Source organism: Sphingobacterium sp. UBA7631, assembly GCF_002483935.1.
Classification (GTDB): Bacteria; Bacteroidota; Bacteroidia; order Sphingobacteriales; family Sphingobacteriaceae; genus Sphingobacterium; species Sphingobacterium multivorum.
This window is the reverse complement of record NZ_DLIX01000007.1, coordinates 28324-49259: the sequence shown is the minus strand read 5'-3', so window position 1 is coordinate 49259 and position 20936 is coordinate 28324. Positions and strand designations below refer to the sequence as shown.

Annotated in this window: 14 protein-coding genes; 11 read left to right on the top strand and 3 right to left on the bottom strand. The window is 39.3% G+C overall.

Going from position 1 to position 20936, the window contains the following annotated elements:
- Positions 1-3 precede the first annotated feature (3 nt).
- A complete protein-coding gene (locus B3P16_RS12240) occupies positions 4-2277 on the top strand; it encodes a M56 family metallopeptidase (RefSeq protein WP_286843113.1) in 2274 nt (757 codons plus the stop codon).
- Positions 2278-2387: 110 nt separating this feature from the next.
- On the opposite strand, the gene pth is transcribed toward B3P16_RS12240, so the two are convergent.
- The 3 genes from pth to B3P16_RS12225 form a co-directional block, all read right to left on the bottom strand.
- The gene (pth, locus tag B3P16_RS12235) at positions 2388-2951 is read right to left on the bottom strand and encodes an aminoacyl-tRNA hydrolase (RefSeq protein ID WP_286843112.1); all 564 of its coding nucleotides are present in this window, start codon (positions 2949-2951) and stop codon (positions 2388-2390) included.
- 79 nt (positions 2952-3030) lie between these two features.
- A complete protein-coding gene (locus B3P16_RS12230) occupies positions 3031-3627 on the bottom strand; it encodes a 50S ribosomal protein L25/general stress protein Ctc (protein WP_286843110.1) in 597 nt (198 codons plus the stop codon).
- Between the two features lie 440 nt (positions 3628-4067).
- Complete coding sequence (locus B3P16_RS12225; RefSeq protein WP_046672755.1) at positions 4068-5024, bottom strand: ribose-phosphate pyrophosphokinase; 957 nt, start codon at positions 5022-5024, stop codon at positions 4068-4070.
- Positions 5025-5834: 810 nt separating this feature from the next.
- On the opposite strand from B3P16_RS12225, the gene B3P16_RS12220 reads away from it, so the two are divergent.
- The 10 genes from B3P16_RS12220 to B3P16_RS12175 all read left to right on the top strand — a co-directional run bounded on the left by B3P16_RS12220 (position 5835) and on the right by B3P16_RS12175 (position 20934).
- On the top strand, positions 5835-8849 hold the full coding sequence (locus B3P16_RS12220) for a DUF2723 domain-containing protein (RefSeq protein ID WP_286769493.1): 3015 nt from the start codon (positions 5835-5837) through the stop codon (positions 8847-8849).
- Between the two features lie 149 nt (positions 8850-8998).
- Complete coding sequence (locus B3P16_RS12215; RefSeq protein WP_286752603.1) at positions 8999-10399, top strand: APC family permease; 1401 nt, start codon at positions 8999-9001, stop codon at positions 10397-10399.
- A 245-nt stretch (positions 10400-10644) separates the two neighbouring features.
- Entirely contained in the window at positions 10645-11211 is a 567-nt protein-coding gene (gene pyrR / locus B3P16_RS12210; RefSeq protein ID WP_115046618.1) for a bifunctional pyr operon transcriptional regulator/uracil phosphoribosyltransferase PyrR, read from the top strand.
- 96 nt (positions 11212-11307) lie between these two features.
- Entirely contained in the window at positions 11308-12246 is a 939-nt protein-coding gene (locus tag B3P16_RS12205; protein ID WP_046672752.1) for an aspartate carbamoyltransferase catalytic subunit, read from the top strand.
- A gap of 381 nt (positions 12247-12627) precedes the next feature.
- Positions 12628-15666, top strand: coding sequence for a tetratricopeptide repeat protein (locus tag B3P16_RS12200; RefSeq protein WP_115046620.1), 3039 nt, complete (start codon positions 12628-12630; stop codon positions 15664-15666).
- 6 nt (positions 15667-15672) lie between these two features.
- Positions 15673-17415, top strand: a complete 1743-nt coding sequence (locus B3P16_RS12195) for a TonB-dependent receptor (RefSeq protein WP_286769494.1) — start codon at positions 15673-15675, stop codon at positions 17413-17415.
- 41 nt (positions 17416-17456) lie between these two features.
- Positions 17457-18899: an SPOR domain-containing protein gene (locus B3P16_RS12190; RefSeq protein ID WP_286843107.1), complete on the top strand. Its 1443-nt coding sequence runs from the start codon at positions 17457-17459 to the stop codon at positions 18897-18899.
- Positions 18900-18930: 31 nt separating this feature from the next.
- Positions 18931-19638, top strand: a complete 708-nt coding sequence (locus B3P16_RS12185; RefSeq protein WP_046672749.1) for a MotA/TolQ/ExbB proton channel family protein — start codon at positions 18931-18933, stop codon at positions 19636-19638.
- Positions 19638-20048 carry an ExbD/TolR family protein gene (locus B3P16_RS12180; RefSeq protein WP_046672748.1) on the top strand — a complete coding sequence of 137 codons (411 nt, stop codon included), beginning with the start codon at positions 19638-19640 and terminating at the stop codon, positions 20046-20048. Before B3P16_RS12185 ends, B3P16_RS12180 begins: the two co-directional genes overlap by 1 nt.
- A 58-nt stretch (positions 20049-20106) precedes the next feature.
- Positions 20107-20934, top strand: coding sequence for an energy transducer TonB (locus B3P16_RS12175; RefSeq protein ID WP_046672747.1), 828 nt, complete (start codon positions 20107-20109; stop codon positions 20932-20934).
- Positions 20935-20936: the final 2 nt, after the last annotated feature.

Here is a 20936-nt window from a genome sequence, read left to right as displayed (position 1 = left end):
GGCATGGAAAGTCTACTAACCTATGTTATACAAGTCAACCTGTTGTTGGGTATTATCTATCTGGGATATATCGGACTGTTGAAAGGCTTGACGTTCTATTTTTTAAATAGAGCCTACTTCTTAGTAGGGGGGCTATTTGCTTTCCTGTATCCATTTTTGGATTTAAAGTCTTTGTTTGTACAGCGCGGATTGAATATGGGGGTCGTAGGCGAGCAAATTTCGCTTTATATGATGGAACCGGAGGTTCAACAGCAGCTGACATTAGGGAGGTTGGTGGAAATCGTATTTATGGCCGGTGCTGTTTTATTGTTATTAAAATTTGTATTTCAATTATTGAGTTTATTGCGAATTCATCTGAATTCGAGGTCCGATCAATGGCGGACGTATCTATTTCGGAATGTACTGATTCCTATTGTTCCGTTTTCGTTTTTGAATAAAATCTATGTCAACAAAGACCAGCATCTGGATGCTGAGCTAAAAGATATTTTTAAGCATGAGGATATTCATGTGAAAGGCCTTCACAGTTTGGATATTTTATTGTTTGAAATGATATTGGTGTGTTGTTGGTACAATCCTTTCGTTTGGCTCATGCGCAGGGCCATTCGCCAAAATTTGGAGTTCCTGACTGATCAACAGGTTCTCGATAAAGGAATTGACAAGCAGACGTACCAATACAGCCTATTGAATGTGTCCAAAAAGGGCACTTCAGTAGGATTGAGCAATCAATTTAATTTTAAACTTTTAAAACGTCGTATTATGATGATGAACAAGAAGCGATCATCGAAAATAGAGCTTAGTAAATACGCCTTTCTTTTACCCATATTTTTGTTGACAGGAGCAGCGTTTACAGTAAGTAAAGCGGAGGGTAGTATTGAGGGTGTAGTTGAGAAGGCAAATGAAACTGTATTACCTATTCCGTTGCCAACAGTTGATTTAAAATCTCAGACAGACCAATCAAATATGAAGGCTACTTCGTTAACGGATACTTTGGCTAAAGCAAATCAAGTGGAGACAAGAGATTTTAAGGAAATCAAGAGATCCGCTATTGATTTCTCCAAAGATCAAAAGTATTTTGTGGATAATAAATTGGTCTCTAAAGCAGATTTTTTGGCTATTCCTGAAGGAAAACTAGCAAAGTACTGGTTTTCGAATGATAGTGATCTGATCAAGTATCGGACGAAGTCTTCAATTGATATTGCTGGCGGAGCAGTTTTGGCCAATACTGTCGAGATGCAACAACATTCGGATATAGCGCAAAAGAAATTGCGCTGTGTTATGAATGGTATTGTGCAGGAAAAAACGTTTACTGTAGATGATATCGATCCAAATGCTATAGCGTCAGTCTCGGTATTACAGGGTAAGGCTGCTATTGATAAGTATGGTGAAGATGTTGGGAAAGATGGCATCCTTGAAGTGAAATTGAAGGAAGGAGCTCATATTGGTAAAGATATGACCAAACTCAAAGGTCTTACGATAGGGGTGACGTATCTTGATGATCAGCTAACGAATGAAAAGTCAACTGATGTGGTATATGTTATTGATGGCAAGAGAGCAGATCAAAAAATGATGAAGGAATTGGCGTTGACACCGGAAGACATAGCGACTTTATCGGTTTGGAATGGTGCTGAAGCGCTTAAGAAATATGGTGAGGATGCGAAGAATGGTGTTTTAGTTATGACGACAAAAAAATGGGCCCGTGAAAATCCGGATAAGGTGAATAATAAGTTTCGTTTCATTGGGCAGGAAGATAAAAAGGGAGATAAAGTAGTCTCTGTTGTTGGACATAAGAAAAACGAAGGACAGGATGAAAAGGTTGTTACTGTTGTTGGTTATAAGAAAAGTGAGAAATCAGATGACGCGAAACTTGGTGTTTTTTCGGATAAATCAAAAAGGATAAGTTCTAACACAGTATTGGGATTGTTGGGGAATAATTCAGCGAATGAGTCTATTGGTACTGATTTTCCGTCTGTTCGTATTCGTGGTTATAATGGAAAAGTCAATCCATTAATTGTGGTTGATGGGGAGATAAAGGCTGAGGGTGTTATGGATAAACTTGACCCGAAGAACATTGAATCCATGGAGATCCTGAAAAATAGCAGTGCGACTGCATTATATGGAAATGCCGGCAAAGATGGGGTTATTATCGTTACGACCCGCAAGAAGGCGAATGAGTTTAAAGGTAGTGAGGATACTAATGGAAAATTAAAAGAGAGGATAAGCGGCATCATTAAAATGGAGATTGGAAAAGAAAAGGCCCGCGCAGAAAGTAGTAACTAATATAAGGCTCTCTTCGTAAAAGATAAAAAAGACCGATTTAAATCGGTCTTTTTTTGTTATAAATCAATACCAATATAGGGTATTACATTAATGAGCTTCAGAAACGTTTACTATTTTGTATTCAGATTTGTCATCGTCAGCTCGATGCCGATATTGACAAAACTCTGGATCATTTTAACGGAATGGTCAATTAAAGCCGGTAGTTGAGCTTGTTCCTCTTTGTCAAAAGGGCCTAGTACATAATCGACTTGTCTACCTTTCGGGTAATTATCGCCAATACCGAAACGTAAGCGCGGATAAACCTGTCCGCCGCAAAGCTGCTCAATGGATTTGAGTCCGTTATGACCGGCGCTGCTTCCTTTGGGTTTCATGCGTAACGAGCCAAATGGAATGGCCAGATCGTCCACAATTACCAATACATTCTGAATTGGAACTTTGCATTGTTGCATGTAATAGTTGACGGCCTTGCCACTTAAGTTCATGTAAGTTGTAGGTTTAATCACAGTAACATTGTGCCCCCGTTGCTTAAATTCGCTATAGTAGGCCAACTTGAGCAAGGAGAAACTGGCGCCAGCCTGTTTAACCAGCTCGTCGGCAACCATAAAACCAATATTATGTCGTGTATCGGCATATTCACTGCCAATGTTGCCTAATCCAACGATAAGATAATTCATGCTGCAAAAATAGAAATTTAATAAACAAAAAAGCACCGAATTTCGGTGCTTTCTGTAGTATTTTAAAATCTTGCTCAGATTATTTTTTACCACCTTTAGATGCTTTAGCAGCTTCTTGTTCAGCTTGACGCAATGCACGAGACATGATTACTGATACGATTGTATCATCAGCATTGTTCAATACTTTTGCGTTTTCCAATTGAATTTGACCTACACGAACTGATTTACCAACTTCTAAAGATTCCATTGGTACGGCAATTTCTTGTGGCAAGTTTGCTGGTAATGCTTTTACGCGTAAATTACGTAATTTTTGAACTAATTTACCCCCCATTTTAACACCTGGAGAAGTTCCTGTTAATTTGATAGGGATATTCAATGATACTTCTTTATCATCAAATAATTCTAAAAAGTCAATGTGAGTAACTAAGTCAGTTAATGGGTGGAATTGTGCGTCTTGAACGATAGCTCTTTTAGTTTGACCGTCAATGTTTAATTCAACAATGATTACGTCTGCAGTGTAAAGAACTGGTTTCAAATCAGCTGCGGATACAGAAAGAGCTGTTTGCTCTGTACCACCGTAAAGTACTGCTGGTACTAAACCTTGGTAACGCAATTCTTTTGCATCTCTTTTCCCTACGTTCTGTCTTACAGAACCGCTAATAGCAATTGATTTCATCTTTTAATTTTTTATAAATTTGAGGTGCAAAGATAATCTAATTTCTGATATTATCAAAAAAATACCACCGCTATTCGTTCGGGAACAGGCACTTATTCCATGTTTTCGATTTTCCATGTTCATGACTAAGCCTGTTCATGGCTACTTGTTTACCCTAATGTATGACCAAATTAATATCAACCCCTATATTAAAACCGGTATAGAGCTCGTTTAGCAGGGGGATAACAGGGGGTTAATAGGGGTTTACCCCTATTATCCCCCTGTTATCCCCCTGTTATCCCCTTGTAATCCCCCTGTAAATCCCCTGCTAATATAGGAATTGAGATAAATCAATTGTTAACTTGTGTACGAGATAAAAAAGCTATAAAAAAAAGACCTTGGCCATTGAGCTGAATGCTTTCTGTACCAAGGTCCAATATCTAGGATCTAAAACGCAAAGATTATTCTACTTCAAATAAATCAGAGATTGAAGAGTGTTGATTTACACTGGTGATTGCTTTTGCAAATAAATCAGCCGTTGATAATACTTTAATTTTAGTCGATTGTTTTGCTTTTTCTGGATCCAATTGAATGGTATCTGTTACGATCATTTCTGACAATACCGAGTTTTCAATTGTTTCATATGCCTTTCCGGATAACACTGCATGTGTACAAACGGCTCTTACGGATTTTGCACCATTTTCCATGATAAGTGCTGCTGCTTTTGAAAGTGTACCAGCAGTATCACAGATGTCATCGATCAAAACAACGTCCTGACCTGTTACGTCACCGATGATAGACATCGATTCGATTTCGTTTGCACGTTTACGACGTTTGTCACAGATAATAACTTCTGCATTGAAAAATTTAGCAAAGGTACGCGCTCTGTATGAGCCACCCATATCTGGGGAAGCAATCGTTAGGTTCGGAAGTTTTAACGATTTGATGTAAGGGACAAAAATGATAGAACCATCCAAATGGTCAACAGGGATATCGAAAAAACCTTGGATTTGTGCTGCGTGTAGGTCCATTGTCATGATACGGTGGATACCAGCTGCAGTCAACAGATTGGCGATCATTTTTGCGCCAATAGCAACTCTTGGTTTGTCTTTTCGATCTTGTCTTGCGAAACCAAAGTAAGGGACTACCGCTGTGATATAATGCGCTGAAGCTCTCTTCGCTGCATCTGTCATCAATAATAATTCAAAAAGATTGTCGGTAGGTTGGTTGGTAGATTGGATGATGAATACATCACTTCCGCGAACTGATTCATTGTAGAATGGTTGAATCTCACCGTCGCTAAAACGCGATAATGTTTTGTCTCCTAGTGGTTTCCCGTAAGATTGTGCGATTTTTTCGGCTAGTTCTGTAGTGCCAGAACCTGCAAATAGTTTAACCGTGTTGAATTGCAAAGGCATGGTTTTGTATATTTATGTTGGGTTATTGTATTGTCGTTTATTCAATATTTTTATTCCCTTACTGTTTTTTAAAGTTAAACATTAAAAAAAATGGATTGTTTTCACAATCCATATACCTTAACTTTAAAAGTTGTCCGACCTGGATTCGAACCAAGACAAACAGAACCAAAAACTGTCGTACTACCCTTATACTATCGGACAATGTCTCTAAAAAGTCAACGTTTCCGTTTTTCTCTTTTTGACGACGCAAAGATAGAGATTTGTTTTAAAAATCAAAATGTAAATTTAAAAAAATCTAAACCCTTTTATAAATAATAAGCCTTGCATATAACGCAGAAAAGGCTTGCATTTGCAAGCCTTTTCTATTGTTTGTTGTCCGACCTGGATTCGAACCAAGACAAACAGAACCAAAAACTGTTGTACTACCCTTATACTATCGGACAAACAATTCAAAAGTGATTGCTATCGTGATGATGTCGTTCACATTTGATGATGCAAATATACGGACTATTCTTATTTCTGCAAATAAAAATGAACTCAAAAGTGTATTAGGGCTGATTTTCAAAGAAATAATTTTTGTTTGCTCCTGAAAATTCAGTGTGCTAACCTTTTTTTTCGGTAAGGAGATCCCATCAACACGTTGTAAAGTGTACAAGTATACTTGGACGTGCTTTCTTTGTCGCCAATATTAGATCGCGTAATGAAATTTTTTCAATTAATATGTGTTAAAAAATCAGAATAAAGTTCATTTCTTATTAACTTATCCTTATTTTCGAGCCGTATTATAATACTTTTTACAGTTATCATTTTATGAACTATACTAAAATCAACAATCTTTTAGGATGGATATGTGCGCTAATAGCAACATTAGCGTATGTCATGACTGCCGAACGATCGACGAGCTGGTGGGACTGTGGCGAGTTTATCGCTTCAGCCTTTAAACTTCAAATTGTGCACCAGCCAGGAGCACCTTTATTCTTAATGATTCAAAATATATTCTCAAACCTTGCCGGTGGAGATGTTACACGAATTGCGTTCTGGATGAATGTAGGATCGGCGGTATGTAGTGGTCTGACCATTTTGTTTTTATTTTGGACAATTACAGCTTTAGCAAAGAAAATCGTTGTAAAGGGTGTTGATGGATCATATACATCAACCGATTTAATCAAAATATTCGGCTCGGGCGCTGTTGGTGCATTGGCTTATGCATTTACGGATACCTTTTGGTTCTCAGCGGTAGAGTCCGAAGTATATGCCATGTCTTCTTTATGTACGGCGGTTGTATTTTGGGGAATTCTAAAATGGGAAAACCACGCCGATGAAGCTGGTTCAGATCGTTGGTTGATCTTTATCGCTTACGTGATGGGGCTTTCTATAGGTGTTCACTTATTGAACCTTTTGGTGATCCCGGCAATAGCTTTGGTGATCTATTTTAAACGTTCGAAAACAGTCACGTCATCAGGAGCCATCAAAGCTTTCTTGATCGGTGTCGTTGTTTTGGCGCTCATTTTATGGGGTATCATTCAATACACCGTTAAAGCGGCTGCCTATTTTGACCTGTTCTTTGTGAATAGTCTGGGAATGGGCTTCGGTACTGGATTTAACTTATTCATGATTTTAGCGGTGGCTCTTTTCGTATATGGTATCTGGTATTCAATCAAAAAGGTCAAACCGATGCTAAATCTGATCTTGATCAGTGCAGCATTTATCATTTTTGGTTATAGCTCTTTTGCCATGATTATGGTACGTGCAAAAGCAAATCCGACGTTAAATAACAGTGATCCAGATAATGCATTTTCTTTTGTAAGCTATCTTGGTCGTGAGCAATATGCAAGTGAGCCTCTTTTAAACGGACCTACATTTGATGCGCAGGTAGTTGATGCCGAGCCGACGTATACGTACAGAAAAGACAAGGACAAGTATACAAAAGTGGAGAACGGCATGGATTATAAATACGATAAAACCATGTTTTTTCCGCGTGTCTACAGTTCACGAGATCAGGGACATATTGAATATTATCGTGATTACTTAAAAATCCCGGAAGGACAGTCGCCGACTTTTGGCGATAACCTGAAATTCTTTTTCAGTTATCAGATTGGACACATGTACGGACGTTATTTCTTATGGAATTTTGCAGGCCGTCAGAATGACCAACAAGGTCAAGGATCATTCACAGAAGGTAATTGGATTTCAGGTGCTAAACCTGTAGACCAAATGCATGTCGGTGGACAAAATGCCATTCCAGATTCATTGAAGACTGATCCTTCGAATAACAAATATTATTTCTTGCCTTTGATCATCGGTCTAATCGGTGCCTTTTGGCATTTTGGAAAGAGACAACGTGATGCGGGAATTGTGGGGCTGTTGTTTTTCTTTACAGGATTAGCAATTGTTTTATATTTAAATCAAAGTCCGCTTCAACCGCGGGAACGTGACTATGCGTATGCAGGTTCTTTTTATGCCTTTGCCATCTGGATCGGGCTTGGGGTTTTCGCTATCGCGGATTATTTAAGCAAAAAAGTGGATGGTAAAGTAGCGGCCGGTGCTGCTACAGTTGCTTGTTTATTGGGTGCTCCGGTATTGCTGGGCTTCCAAAACTGGGATGATCACGATCGTTCGGAGAAAACAACTGCACGTGATTTAGCGAAAAACTATTTAGCATCTTGTGCACCGAATGCGATTTTATTTACTTACGGCGATAATGATACCTATCCTTTGTGGTATGTACAGGAAGTTGAAAATTATCGTCCAGATGTACGCGTGGTGAACTTAAGTTTATTGAGTTCGGACTGGTATATGCGCCAGATGAAGCAAAAAGTGAATCAGGCCGAAGGTTTACCGATCAATATCGATGACGAAAAATTCAAAAAAGGCGTTCGCGAAGTGCTTTATTATCAGGATATGAAGGTTCCCGGACATGTGGATCTGGATTTGATCATGCAGATTTTATTGTCTGACGACCAGAAGAACAAATTGGAATTGAGAGGTGGTAAGTTTGAAAACTTCTTGCCAACCAAAAACTTTAGCCTTCCGGTGAATAAAGAATCTGTTCTGAAAAATAATGTCGTTCCTAAAGCTTGGCAAGAATCTATTGTCGATACCATGAGCTGGACCTACAATAGAAATTATATCTCTAGGGCAGAATTATCAATCTTAAACGTATTGTTGAATAACGATTGGAAACGTCCAATTTATTTTGCGGCAACAGTTCCAAATGATAACTACCTTGGTTTAGATAAATATCTGGTCCAAGAGGGCTTTGCACTGCGTTTAATGCCGATTGCAACTCCTGCCGGGGCGGAAGGTACATTGGTTGATACACAGTCTGCTTATAAAGACATTACAACGAAATACCAATGGGGTAATATGGCACATGCTTCGTACCTGGATCCTGAATCTTACCGCATGATTACCATGATTACAAATACCGTAATGGGTGGTACAGCGACACAGTTGATGATGGAAGGTCATAAGGATGAGGCGCGCAAAGTCGCTGTTGAAACGTACGAGAAAATGCCAAAACGTGTTTATTTAATGCGCGATATTTTAGGCTATATTCCAATTGTCAATGTGCTGTATGAAACTGGTGAAACGAAGCGTGCGAATGAGATCGTAAACCGCAATTTGAAGTTTATGACCCAAAATATGCGTTGGTACCAAGATATTGCCCAAACGAAACCTGAGCTTGAATATTCCAATATTGGAACGGCTTTACGTGCTTTGGGAGCCTATAAGAGTATTTTAGCCTCTACTTCGGAAAAACAATTGCTACAGCAAGTGACCGATTTAGAAAAATCGTATAAACAACAGTATGGTGTTGAGTAACAATTAGAGACATCATCTTATCCAAAGGAGCTGCCCTTTACTACAGGCATTCGAAAAGGAGAAATACTTTTTGATGCGATGTAGGAAAGGGCAGCTTTTTTTTGATTATTTTTTCTTAGCTTAACGCCATATAAAACCAAGCTTAAGTTATGATGAAACGTCAATTAAAATTGTGGGATGCAGTAATGCTGGTCATGGGGTCAATGATCGGAAGCGGTATTTTTATTGTATCGAGTGATATGATGCGGCAGCTGGGATCCGGATATTGGTTGGCGATAGTTTGGTTATTGACCGCATTGGCCACTGTTGCGGCGGCAATCTGCTATGGCGAATTGTCGTCGATGTATCCGAAGGCTGGTGGACAATATACTTATCTGACAGAAATATTTGGGAAGCCAATCGGCTTTTTATATGGCTGGAGCTTATTTACAGTTATTCAAACGGGGACTATAGCAGCTGTAGCTGTTGCCTTTGGTAAGTTTACGGCCTATCTCATTCCTCAGCTAAATGATGCAGCACCGTTATTTCAGCGTGGAGAGTTTAAGATTACCTGGATACAGATTGTTGCTATGGGTGTTATTATTCTCCTTACTTATATCAATACAAGAGGGATCAAGAGTGGAAAAGCTGTTCAATCTTTCTTTACCTCAGCAAAAATTATTGCCTTGATTTTACTGATTTTAGGTGGTCTGTTTTTGATTAAAGAAAATCATTTTTCAGAAAATATGGCTTATGGCTGGGACTCTTTTCAAAATTTGAAAGGTACAGGCTGGTCGCAGATCTCGGGCGGCGTACTGATGGGTGCATTAGCTGCTGCCATGGTAGGTTCTGTATTTAGCAGTGTAGCCTGGGAAAATGTAACGTTTGTTTCCGGGGAAATTGTCAATCCACAGCGTAATGTCGTTCGGGCATTGGTTATCGGGACGAGCCTGGTGATGTTGCTCTATATAAGTTGTAATTACATTTACCTGGCGGCATTAAATCGAGAGGAAATTGCTTTTGCAGCCAATGATCGGGTAGCTATTGCAGCCGCTGAAAAAATATTGGGACATAGTGGCACGGTAGCGATGGCAATTTTGGTCATGATCTCGACCTTTGGTTGTGTGAACGGACTTGCGCTTTCAGGAGCGCGTGTTTTTCAGACCATGGCAAAAGATGGACTGTTTCTGAAACAGGCGATTCCCAATAACAAATATGATGTGCCTGCACGATCATTATGGCTTCAGGGGATCTGGGCTTCATTACTTTGTCTAAGCGGACAATATGGCAACTTGCTGGATATGATATCTTTTGTTATTGTTATATTTTATATGATTACAGTGTTGGGTGTTATTATTCAACGTGTCCGGAGACCTGATTTGGAACGTTCCTATAAGACATTTCTATTTCCTGTCACTCCGATCTTGTACCTGCTGATCGGTACTGTATTTTGTGTATTATTAATTATCTATAAGCCACAATATACCTGGCCCGGCTTTATCCTTGTATTAATCGGTGTACCGGTATATTTTTTCGCACGCAATAATAAACCTACCCAGCTCGACGAATAATCTCCCAGTATAACTTAAGATGCTATGGAATTTGCTGTAAACGGTTGAAAAAGTGTGTTGTATGGGATTGCAAAACCTGTTAATATACTCGGATAATAGCTTTATAAATTTCCTTGAAAGTACGCTACACTTTGTTTAAAACGCTTTTTGTTATTGTGCAAGTTGGATGCAAATATTGAAATTAATTGCCGTTCATGGCTTCGTTTTTGTTAAAAAAAGTGTAGCTTTGCTCAAACATTCCCATAATGAAACAGTCGATTTTATTAGACGGACCAAAATTTCAAATCACAATTCAAAGACTATGTCGTCAATTGATTGAGAATCACGGTGATTTTTCAAATGCTGTCGTCATAGGTATTCAACCCCGAGGAACTTTCTTAGCGAGACGTATCGTCAAAGAGCTTGAACAAATGATCGGAAAAGAGATTTTAGTTGGCGATTTGGATATTACCTTTTATCGTGATGACTTCCGTACGAAAGGGAATACTGGTCCAATCTTAGCAAATAGCACAAATATCAATTTTATTGTAGAAGGTAAAGAGGTCATCTTTATAGATGATGTCTTATGGACGGGACGTACTATTCGTGCGGCAATGGATGCTGTACAGGCATTTGGCCGTGCAAGAAGAATAGAATTGCTTGTTTTGGTCGATCGCCGCTTCTCTAGACAGATTCCTATTCAGCCTGATTATATCGGAATACAGGTAGATTCTATTGATTCACAAAAGGTAATTGTTAACTGGAAAGAGTCAGAGGATCAGGATAGTATTATCTTGATTACGGAAAAGAAAACGTCAGCTAGCGATTCATAGCGGTGTCCTAACAATATAGCTGAAGGTTATTGGTGACCTTTGGAAACAGGCACTTTCAATAAAAAATGATTAGTAAATATTTGAATATACTATAAAATGTCATCTGTAGCAGAACAATTAAGTACCCGCCATTTATTGGGGATCAAAGATCTAAATGAGAACGATATCCAATTGATCCTGGATACAGCAAGTAATTTCAAAGAGGTATTAAATAGGCCAATTAAAAAGGTTCCGTCATTACGGGATATTACGATTGCCAACGTGTTTTTTGAAAATTCTACACGTACACGCTTGTCTTTTGAACTAGCTGAAAAGAGGCTTTCTGCGGATATCGTGAATTTTGCAGCATCCTCCTCTTCCGTAAGTAAGGGGGAGACACTCATCGATACGGTGAACAATATTCTGGCCATGAAGGTTGATATGATTGTAATGCGACATCCCTATGCCGGGGCTGGGGTATTTCTAAGTAAACATGTTGATGCACAGATTGTCAATGCAGGTGACGGAGCACATGAACACCCTACACAAGCTTTACTTGATTCATTTTCAATTCGTGAACGCTATGGCGATGTAGCTGGTCGTAAAGTAGCTATTGTTGGGGATATCACACATTCACGCGTTGCCTTGTCGAATATCTTATGTCTTCAAAAGCAAGGTGCTGAAGTGATGGTTTGTGGTCCGACCACATTAATTCCTAAACATATTACCTCATTGGGTGTAAAGGTAGAGCATGATTTGAGAAAAGCGCTGAACTGGTGCGATGTTGCAAATATGTTACGGATTCAATTGGAGCGTCAGGATATTGCCTATTTCCCTTCCTTAAGAGAATATTCCATGCTATATGGATTGAATAAAGAGATTTTGGATTCTTTAGAGAAGCCAATTACAATTATGCACCCCGGACCAATCAATCGAGGGGTCGAAATCACATCGGATGTCGCGGACAGCGAACATTCAATTATTTTGGATCAGGTTGAAAATGGTGTTGCTGTGCGCATGGCTGTCTTGTATCTTTTAGCAGGGCAACGCGGATAGTTGAAATTGGTTTCAACCTGCGTTAATGCACGTGTGAGACTAAATAACACTGTTTTCTAATGCTACAATAGTATGCCTGACTTTATTTTTTGTCGGGCATATTTTTTGTGCAAAATTTCCGTTATAATACAGGATTATTCACAGATGTTAATAACTTTTGTGTAAAATAGCTCAATTAAAGTATAATTTAGTAAAATGAATAAAACTATCTCCCTAAGAAGTGGAGATTTGAATTGATTTTCAATAAATTTGGGGCTATCTTAAAGCCTTTCATGGCTGAGAAGCTTTTGATAAATTCGCCGGTTAAAGCAAATTTATCGCGGGTTGGAGGGAGATTCATTTACATTTGCAGATAAATAACATATTAAGGTTTCACATATTATGTATAAGAAGATTTACCAGGTGGGAGTTGCATTAACCGTTATGGCGACGCCAGCATTAGCGCAACAGACAGAATGGCAACAAATCAACAAGGCGTACAAAACAGGAATGGAATTGTATGAACGCGGAAAATTTAGTTCTGCTTCAGCCCAATTTGACCGTGTTGAAGCTTTGCGGACAAAATCCAACTTGCAATTGGACGAAACAGAGGAATTGTCTTTGTTGAAAGAGAACGTACGGTATTATCAAGCAGTTTGCGCACTGGAATTGGGCGAATCTGATGCCGAAAACCGTTTTCTGAAATACATTAAGGATTTCCCTGTCAGTGCAAATGCTAAAGCAGCTTATTTTCAAATCGGTAAATCCTATTATGCTAAAAAAGATTATGTTAAGGCCTTAGAGTGGTTTAATAAGATCGATAGCAAAAATTTAGCAGGTAAAGAAAATGTAGAATATCGCTTTAAATATGGATACGCTTCCTTTATGACTAAAGACTATAAAACGGCGAAACCATTATTTGAAGGATTGAAAGATCAAAAAACTGAATTTCAGGAAGCTTCCATCTATTATTACGCGTATCTTTCTTACTTAGACGCCGAGTATAAAACGGCGTTGAATGAATTTGAGCGTTTGAATGGATCCAAACAATTCGAAAATAGTTACCCCTATTATATCACTGCTTTGTATTTCTTGGATAAACGCTACGACGATGTATTGGATTATGCATTGCCAATTTTGTCGCGGACAAAACAAGAAAATGAAACAGAGATGTTCCGTATTATAGCGGCAACATACTTTATCAAAGGTGATTTAAAAACATCAAAAGAGTATTACGATAAATTCCAGGCACAAGATCAAGGTAAGACGCAGAATAATCAGGATAGCTACCAAATCGGTTACATCGCTTACAAATTGAAGGATTACGATAAAGCGATCACGGAATTGGAAAAAATGACCGAGCCTGACGCTTATTATCAGTCTGCGATGATTACCCTAGGTGATGCTTTCTTGAAGAAAGGCAATAAGCAATCTGCGCGTAATGCATTTTTCCGGGCTTCGAAATTGGATTTTGATCCGGCAATGCAAGAAGAGGGCTTATTCAACTATGCTAAGCTTTCGTATGAGTTGGAATTCCACCAAGTGGCTTTGGCTTCTACACAAGAATACTTGAAAACGTATCCAAAATCGAAACGTTTGGAGGAAGCGAAAACTTTACTTGCTGAAGTATTGTTGAGTACAAAAAACTACCGCGAAGCAGTTGATATTTTGGAATCTATCCCTAAACGTGGAAAAGAAGCAAACGCAGCTTATCAAAAGGTAACCTACTACAGAGGTTTGGAATATTATAACGAGCGTGCTTTTGAAAATGCAATTTCCCTATTCATGCGCTCCGAAGAGTTCCGTTATGACGAGGAAATTTACGCTTTAGCCACCTATTGGAAAGCGGAAGCCATGTACGAAGTTCGTAAATATGGTGAAGCGGTTACAAATTTCAATAAATTCTTACGCTTGCCGGGAGCTAGCAAAACGGATGTGTATGGCTATGCCAATTATGCGTTGGCCTATGCGGCTTTCCGTAATGGTAACTACAGCACGGCGGCAAATTACTTCGAGCGTTTCTTAGCGTCTGGTGGTTCGAAAGGAATTGAAATGAATACACGTAATGATGCAATTGCACGCTTAGGTGATTCTTATTTCTCTTCGAAAAACTACGGTAGAGCATTAACAGAATACAATAAGTTAATCTCTTCTAAAGCTCCTAGTCAGGATTACGCTTTATTCCAACGTGGTATTATTCAAGGATTACAAGGGGATAACAATGGTAAAATTTCAACATTGAATGCTGTTATTGCGCAATTCCCGAGTTCGAATTATGCCGACGATATTGCTTTTGAGATTCCTTATACACGTTTCTTGATGGGAGAAAGTGATCAGGCAATTGCAGGCCTTCAAACAATGGTTGAAAAATATCCGCGCAGTAGTTATGTGCCACGTGCTTTGGTGACGATTGGTCTGGTTCAATATAATCAAGATAACAATGATGCTGCATTGGCAACTTTCCAACGTGTAGTTGACCAATATGCATCAACAGATGAAGCAAGACAGGCCATGCGTTCCATTGAGAACATCTATTTGGACAAAGGCGATGCAACAGGATATATCAAATATGCAACGGGAACAAATTTAGGTGACGTTTCGAAATCTGAACAAGATTCACGCTCATTCTCGACTGCGACGACTTTATTCTCCAGAGGTAATTATCAAGGGGCGGTGGAAGCTGTAAATGCATATTTCGACAAATTCCCGAAACCAAATCAAGAGAAATATGCACGTTTTGTTCGTGCTGAAAGTAACGCAGCTCTGGGTAATACAGAAGATGCATTACATGATTACAATATTATCTTGAATGACTGGACGTCTCCTTATACAGAACGCACGTTGATTTCGGTTTCCAATTTATATTTGAAACAAAAGAAATATAACGAAGCGACACAGTTGTTGAAAAAACTGGAGCTTACTTCTGAGTATAAGGCTAACTATGGTTTCGCAATCAATAACTTAATGGTCTCTTATTTTCAGATTGGGGATTATAAAGAAGCCTTAAATTATACCAATGCTGTCAAGAATTACGAGAAGTCTTCGGAAGAGGAGATCGCAAATGCCTTCTTGTATGCCGGCAAATGTTATGTGAAGCAGAATAAGAAAACTGAAGCCATGAAAGAATTCAGTTTAGCAGCATTGAAGAGCCGTACCGTCTTCGGTGCAGAAGCAAAATACAATGTTGCAGTGCTTCAATTGGAAAATAAACAATACGATGCTTGTATTAAGACAGCTATGGATCTATCTGATAATTTCTCTTCGTACGAATATTGGGTAGCGAAAAGTTTTATCACTATGGCAGATGCTTATGCAGGTAAGGGGGATACTTTCCAAGCAAAAGCTACACTTGAATCGATTGTGGATAACTATGATGCGAAAGATGATATTTTGCCAGCAGCAAAAGAACGTCTAAATAAATTGAACAACAAAAAGAAATAGGATACAATGAAGAAGTTGCAAAATAGAAACGTGAAGAAATATACTTTAGCAGCGCTTTTGATGGGCGTGGGATTGAATTCTTTTGCACAGGAAACAGGCAAGAAGAATGATCCTGAAAAACCGGTCACTATCGATTCTTTTGATGTTGTTCGTGATTATAAACCAATTCTTGCGGATGCTGTAAAAATCCGCCGCAGTCCGGATATGACCAACAAACGGGAATACCAACCCAAATTGTCCTACAACAATATTTTGGACAAGAAATTGGATATCAATACGGGGTTGAAACAATTGAATGTACAGGAGATTCCTTTTGCGCAACCTTTTGAGCATAGTAGCAACTATGTCAAATTTGGTATCGGTAACTATAACAGTATATTGGGAGAGGCTTATTTAGCTTCTGAGCAGTTTGAAAACACACGATTTGGCTTATTTGCAAAGCATTTGAGCCAAAAGGGTAATATTGATGGACAGAAGTTCAGTACACAGGATATCGGTATCTTTGGTCGCCGTGTATTGGATGCCGTAACCGTTAAAGGTACCATCGGATACAATCGTTATGGAACGAATTTCTATGGTCAGACTTTTGACCAATCGGGAACAACTTTGTTGAATACGACTCCGGATAAACAGACCTTTACAGATATCTATTTGAATGGAGAGCTCTCAAGTAATGTGGATCCGAAGAATGAGCAGGCATTAAGCTATTCCGCAAAAGTTGATGGCTATTTGTTTAAAGATGCCTACAAAGCCAAAGAAAATTCAATCGCATTATCCGGTTATTTGAATAAGCGTTTAAGTGCATTCAATGTTGGGGCAAATTTAAGCGTGACAATGAATAACGTGAAAGATAGCGCTGAGGTAAAAAATCATTTGGCGGTTATCAATCCATATATTCGTTTTAAGGGCGACAACTATAACGTAACCTTGGGTGCGAATTTAACTTCTGAATTTGGCGATAGCTCAAGATTCAATATTTTCCCATCGGTGGAGGCTGATTTTGCATTGGCACCTGAATACATCTCTTTGTTTGCCGGGATTAATGGTGGCGTAAAACAAGCTTCTTTCCGTAGTTTCGCTAAAGAAAATCCGTATTTGGCTCCTAACGCTAAAATGATCAACTCGATTGAGAAAATGAATGTTTATGCAGGTTTAAAAGGAAATGCCGGTGCAACATTTGGTTATAAAGTAAAGGTATTCTACAAGCAGATTGAAGGACTGCCTTTATTTAAAAATAGTGCATTTGGCGATAGTCAAAATGGTTATGTGCCTTGGGCTTTTGATGTCGTTTATGATGGCGTGATCAATAAGGCTAAACATATGGGATTGGAAGGAGAAATCAATGTACGTCTTTCACAGCTGGTTAATCTAGGCGGAAAAGTGTATATAGACGATTATAAATTGAGTGATGAGGAAGAAGCATGGGGCTTGCCCAAATTCCGCATGCAAGCTAATGCACGCTTCAATATTTCCGATAAATTTTTCGTAGATGCTGAACTTTCTACACAAGGCAATACCTATGCATATATTTATGATTATAACACAGATGGCAGTCGTATTTCCAACAGTGGGCATAAGGCAACAATAGGTTCATTTGCTGATCTTAATGCGGGCGCAGAATACCGAATCAAAAAACAATTTGGTATTTTCGTCAAAGCAAATAACATTTTTGGAAAAGAATACGAACGTTATATGTATTATCCAAGATTGGGCTTTAATGTAATTGGTGGTCTTAATTATTCGTTTTAACGAATTAAGATTATAAATTTGCATCTTAAACATAGTGCGCGATGAATCTAGGCAAAAACATCAATAGTTTATTAAAACGTTATGCGGAAGTATACGTGCCCGGAATAGGTGTGTTCAAACGAATTCATTCTCCGGCTCAGTTCGATAAACAAAATAATGTGTTTTTGCCACCAATTTCTTATGTTGAGCTGGACTACTCTGCTCAACATGGGTTTAATATTGTTCATTATATCCAACAGCAGGAAAACTTGGGCCTAAATCAGGCACAACAGATCTTGTCGGAAACTGTTGAGAACCTGCGGGCTGATTTGGGGCAATTTGGACAGGTCAAATTGGATGATCTTGGCTTATTGATTAGTTATGGCGCAAGTTTAGTCTTCAAACCCTTGGATCTATCTGGATTCGATTTCCAGCCCGTTACAAATCTTGTTGCACCAGAGATTGAAACAGTCGTTTCTTCTTTGGAAGAAGCGAAAGAAGAAGAACTTACGAACTTAGCTGTTGAAGATGCCCCTGTTGTTGAAGAAGATCCTGTAGTGGAAGCTGATCATAACATAGAGCCTGTCGGGGAGTCTATTTCGGATACGGCAGATGATCAAGACGAAACGATCGAGGTTGAAGAGGAAACTGAAACAGCACACGAGCCGGCCGTTGTAAAGGATCCTGTATTGAATGAGACTGTACAGGAAACTGAATTGGCAAATGATCTTAATGATGATGAAACCGAAGAATCTCCATTAACAAAAGAGGAAACGGAGGAGCTTGAACCTGTGGAGGCAGCTTTGATAGCTGGTAGTAATCAATCGGTTACTCCAGAGGAAGAAATCACTTCAAAAAAAGAAATCGGTGCTATTGCGTCGGCTAACGCCAATTCGGCATATGCACCAAATATCTATGAGGAAGAGCCGCGTAATTCAAATGCGATCTGGTATTGGATGACTGGAATTATTGTGCTGGCAATGGTTGCTGTTGCGGTCGTTTACACCAATCCTGCATTAAAGGATTCGTTATTCGGGTCGACCAAACCTGTCGTAAAGACGGCAGATACCCTTGTTCAACAAAAGCCGATCATACCTGCTGATACCTTGTCCAATACGCAAGCCGATAGTTTAAAGCAAGTCGATTCATTGGCTAAGCGTAATGTAGTCGATTCTGTTAAAAAGACAGCTGCTGTACCAGCGACCAATGCTGCAGCAAAACCTCCGGTTCTGGAAGCAAATCCTGTGATTAAGGAGTCCATTCCTGTTGCTCAACCGCGATACCAGGTGATCATTGGATCAGCAAAAACTATGGCAAGCGCCGAGCAGGAGGCACAACGTCTTCGTGCGATGGGCTATAAAACAGCACGGGCAGTTGAAGGGAAAAATAAAAAAGATAGAAAGAAAATTATCTTAAATACCTACATGACAAATGAGGAAGCACAGCTTGCGAAGAAGTCGGTACTCAATAAAATTAAGGATGCTTGGGTAGAAAAGATCTTATAAAAGTTAAAACTATATAAAACTATTAATAATTATGTCATTAGTACAAGATACAGCACGGGCTGCTGTGGATTCGTTTAATCAAGCTGCACAACAACCATTACCTGCTGCTGCGCCTACAGAAAACATGAGTTTGATCGATATGATGATCAAAGGGGGATGGATTATGGTTCCAATCTTACTGTTGTTCTTTATTGGATTGGTTATCTTTTTTGAGCGTTATTTGACGATTCGTCGTGCTGCAAAATATGATAACAGCTTAATGTCGCAAGTAAAGGCAAATGTGTTGTCGGGGAACTTGGATTCAGCGTTAGCTGTAGTTCGTTCAAGTAACTCAGCTTTGGGACGCATGTTGCAAAAAGGCTTATTGCGTGTCGGCAGACCGATCAAAGATATTGAAGGAGCGATCGAAAACGTGGGTAAATTGGAAGTTGCCAAGTTAGAAAAGAACATCAATATTTTGGGTATTATTGCTGGTATTGCCCCTATGCTTGGTTTCGTAGGTACGATCTTTGGAGTAATTAAGATTTTCCACGACGTGGAATTAGCAGGTGGTATTGATATTGCTTCTGTATCTGGGGGACTATATGTAAAAATGGTATCGTCTGCATCAGGTCTTGCGGTGGGTATCTTAGCTTATTTAGGCTACCATATCCTGAATATGATGGTGGAACGATTGATTTTACGGATGGAAACGGATGCAGTAGAATTTATTGATTTATTGGATGAACCCGGAAGATAATGAACTTACGAAGTAGAAAAAATAAACCATCTGCGGAAGTACATACTTCAGCGCTGAATGATATCATGTTTTTCCTGATGTTATTCTTCCTGTTGGCTTCTGCAGTTTCTAATCCGCAAGTGGTGAAGCTATTGTTGCCAAAGTCAAGTGCGGGAGAACAATCTGTTGCTAAAAAGACCGTCACGGTATCGATTACAAAAGATTTGGGCTATTTTATTGATAAAACACCCGTTCCAATTGAAGGATTGGAGGCTGCAATTCAATCCCAAATGGCTGCAGGCGAGGAAGTGACAATTATGCTCTATGTCGATAATACGGTTCCTATTCAAAATGTTATTTCTGTTATGGATGTAGCTAATCGATTGAAGATTAAAGTGGTATTGGCAACAGAACCCAAAAAAGATAAGTAAGAATAATTAAACTTTTTGAGAGTTTATTGTTCATATGTTAATATAGGAGATTAATGCGATGAGATATCATCTTCAACATGAAGAAAATAATTTCCCCAAAGCGCTGGGGATATCGACTCTAGTCATGGCATCGTTGCTCTTGATTGGTTTTTTTGTTGTTTTTAAGGCACAGGCTCCGGATGAATATGGAATGGGGGGAATGATCGTTAATTATGGGACATCACCCGAAGGTATGGGGGATGACTATATGAGCGTTGAGGAACCTTCTGTAGATCCCAATGCGAATAATGAGCGCCCAGACCGTATCGATCCTGTCGAAACACCTACCCCAACTCCAACGCAGCAAGTTGCGGAGAAGGCAGTCGCTACGCAAGATCTGGAAGATGCTCCTGCGGTAACAAAAACCGAAAAAAAGGTAGTATCAAAGGCGCCTGAAACCACCAAAGAAGTGAAGGAAGTGGCTCCGCAGGCAAACGCTAAAGCACTTTTTAAAGGGAATAAAAACAATGGTAAAGGAGCTGGTGATGGTACAGGAACAACACCTGGAAATCAGGGTTCCAAACTAGGTGATCCTTTAGCAAGTAATTATGGCGAAGGAGGATCTGGAAACGGTAACATGATGTTGTCTATTGAAAACCGAAGCTTTACGCAACGGCCAAGTATCGACGACAATGGACAGCAAGCAGGAAAGGTTGCTGTGGAGTTTAGAGTCAATAAGCAAGGGGTTATCACCTATGCGCGTGCTGGTGTAAAAGGAACGACGATCACCGATCCATCGTTATTGGAGAAATGTGAGCGTGCTGTACGTGGCGCTAGGCTAAACCAATTGCCGAATGCTCCCGACTCACAGACGGGACGGATTGTGTTCAATTTTAGATTAAGATAAAA

Bases quoted from the DNA above. Each gene is read 5' to 3' on its own strand.
- B3P16_RS12240 (WP_286843113.1), top strand. From the start codon at position 4: ATGGAAAGTCTACTAACCTATGTTATACAAGTCAACCTGTTGTTGGGT.
- pth (WP_286843112.1), bottom strand. From the start codon at position 2,951: ATGAATTATCTTATCGTTGGATTAGGCAACATTGGCAGTGAATATGCC.
- B3P16_RS12230 (WP_286843110.1), bottom strand. From the start codon at position 3,627: ATGAAATCAATTGCTATTAGCGGTTCTGTAAGACAGAACGTAGGGAAA.
- B3P16_RS12225 (WP_046672755.1), bottom strand. From the start codon at position 5,024: ATGCCTTTGCAATTCAACACGGTTAAACTATTTGCAGGTTCTGGCACT.
- B3P16_RS12220 (WP_286769493.1), top strand. From the start codon at position 5,835: ATGAACTATACTAAAATCAACAATCTTTTAGGATGGATATGTGCGCTA.
- B3P16_RS12215 (WP_286752603.1), top strand. From the start codon at position 8,999: ATGATGAAACGTCAATTAAAATTGTGGGATGCAGTAATGCTGGTCATG.
- pyrR (WP_115046618.1), top strand. From the start codon at position 10,645: ATGAAACAGTCGATTTTATTAGACGGACCAAAATTTCAAATCACAATT.
- B3P16_RS12205 (WP_046672752.1), top strand. From the start codon at position 11,308: ATGTCATCTGTAGCAGAACAATTAAGTACCCGCCATTTATTGGGGATC.
- B3P16_RS12200 (WP_115046620.1), top strand. From the start codon at position 12,628: ATGTATAAGAAGATTTACCAGGTGGGAGTTGCATTAACCGTTATGGCG.
- B3P16_RS12195 (WP_286769494.1), top strand. From the start codon at position 15,673: ATGAAGAAGTTGCAAAATAGAAACGTGAAGAAATATACTTTAGCAGCG.
- B3P16_RS12190 (WP_286843107.1), top strand. From the start codon at position 17,457: ATGAATCTAGGCAAAAACATCAATAGTTTATTAAAACGTTATGCGGAA.
- B3P16_RS12185 (WP_046672749.1), top strand. From the start codon at position 18,931: ATGTCATTAGTACAAGATACAGCACGGGCTGCTGTGGATTCGTTTAAT.
- B3P16_RS12180 (WP_046672748.1), top strand. From the start codon at position 19,638: ATGAACTTACGAAGTAGAAAAAATAAACCATCTGCGGAAGTACATACT.
- B3P16_RS12175 (WP_046672747.1), top strand. From the start codon at position 20,107: ATGAGATATCATCTTCAACATGAAGAAAATAATTTCCCCAAAGCGCTG.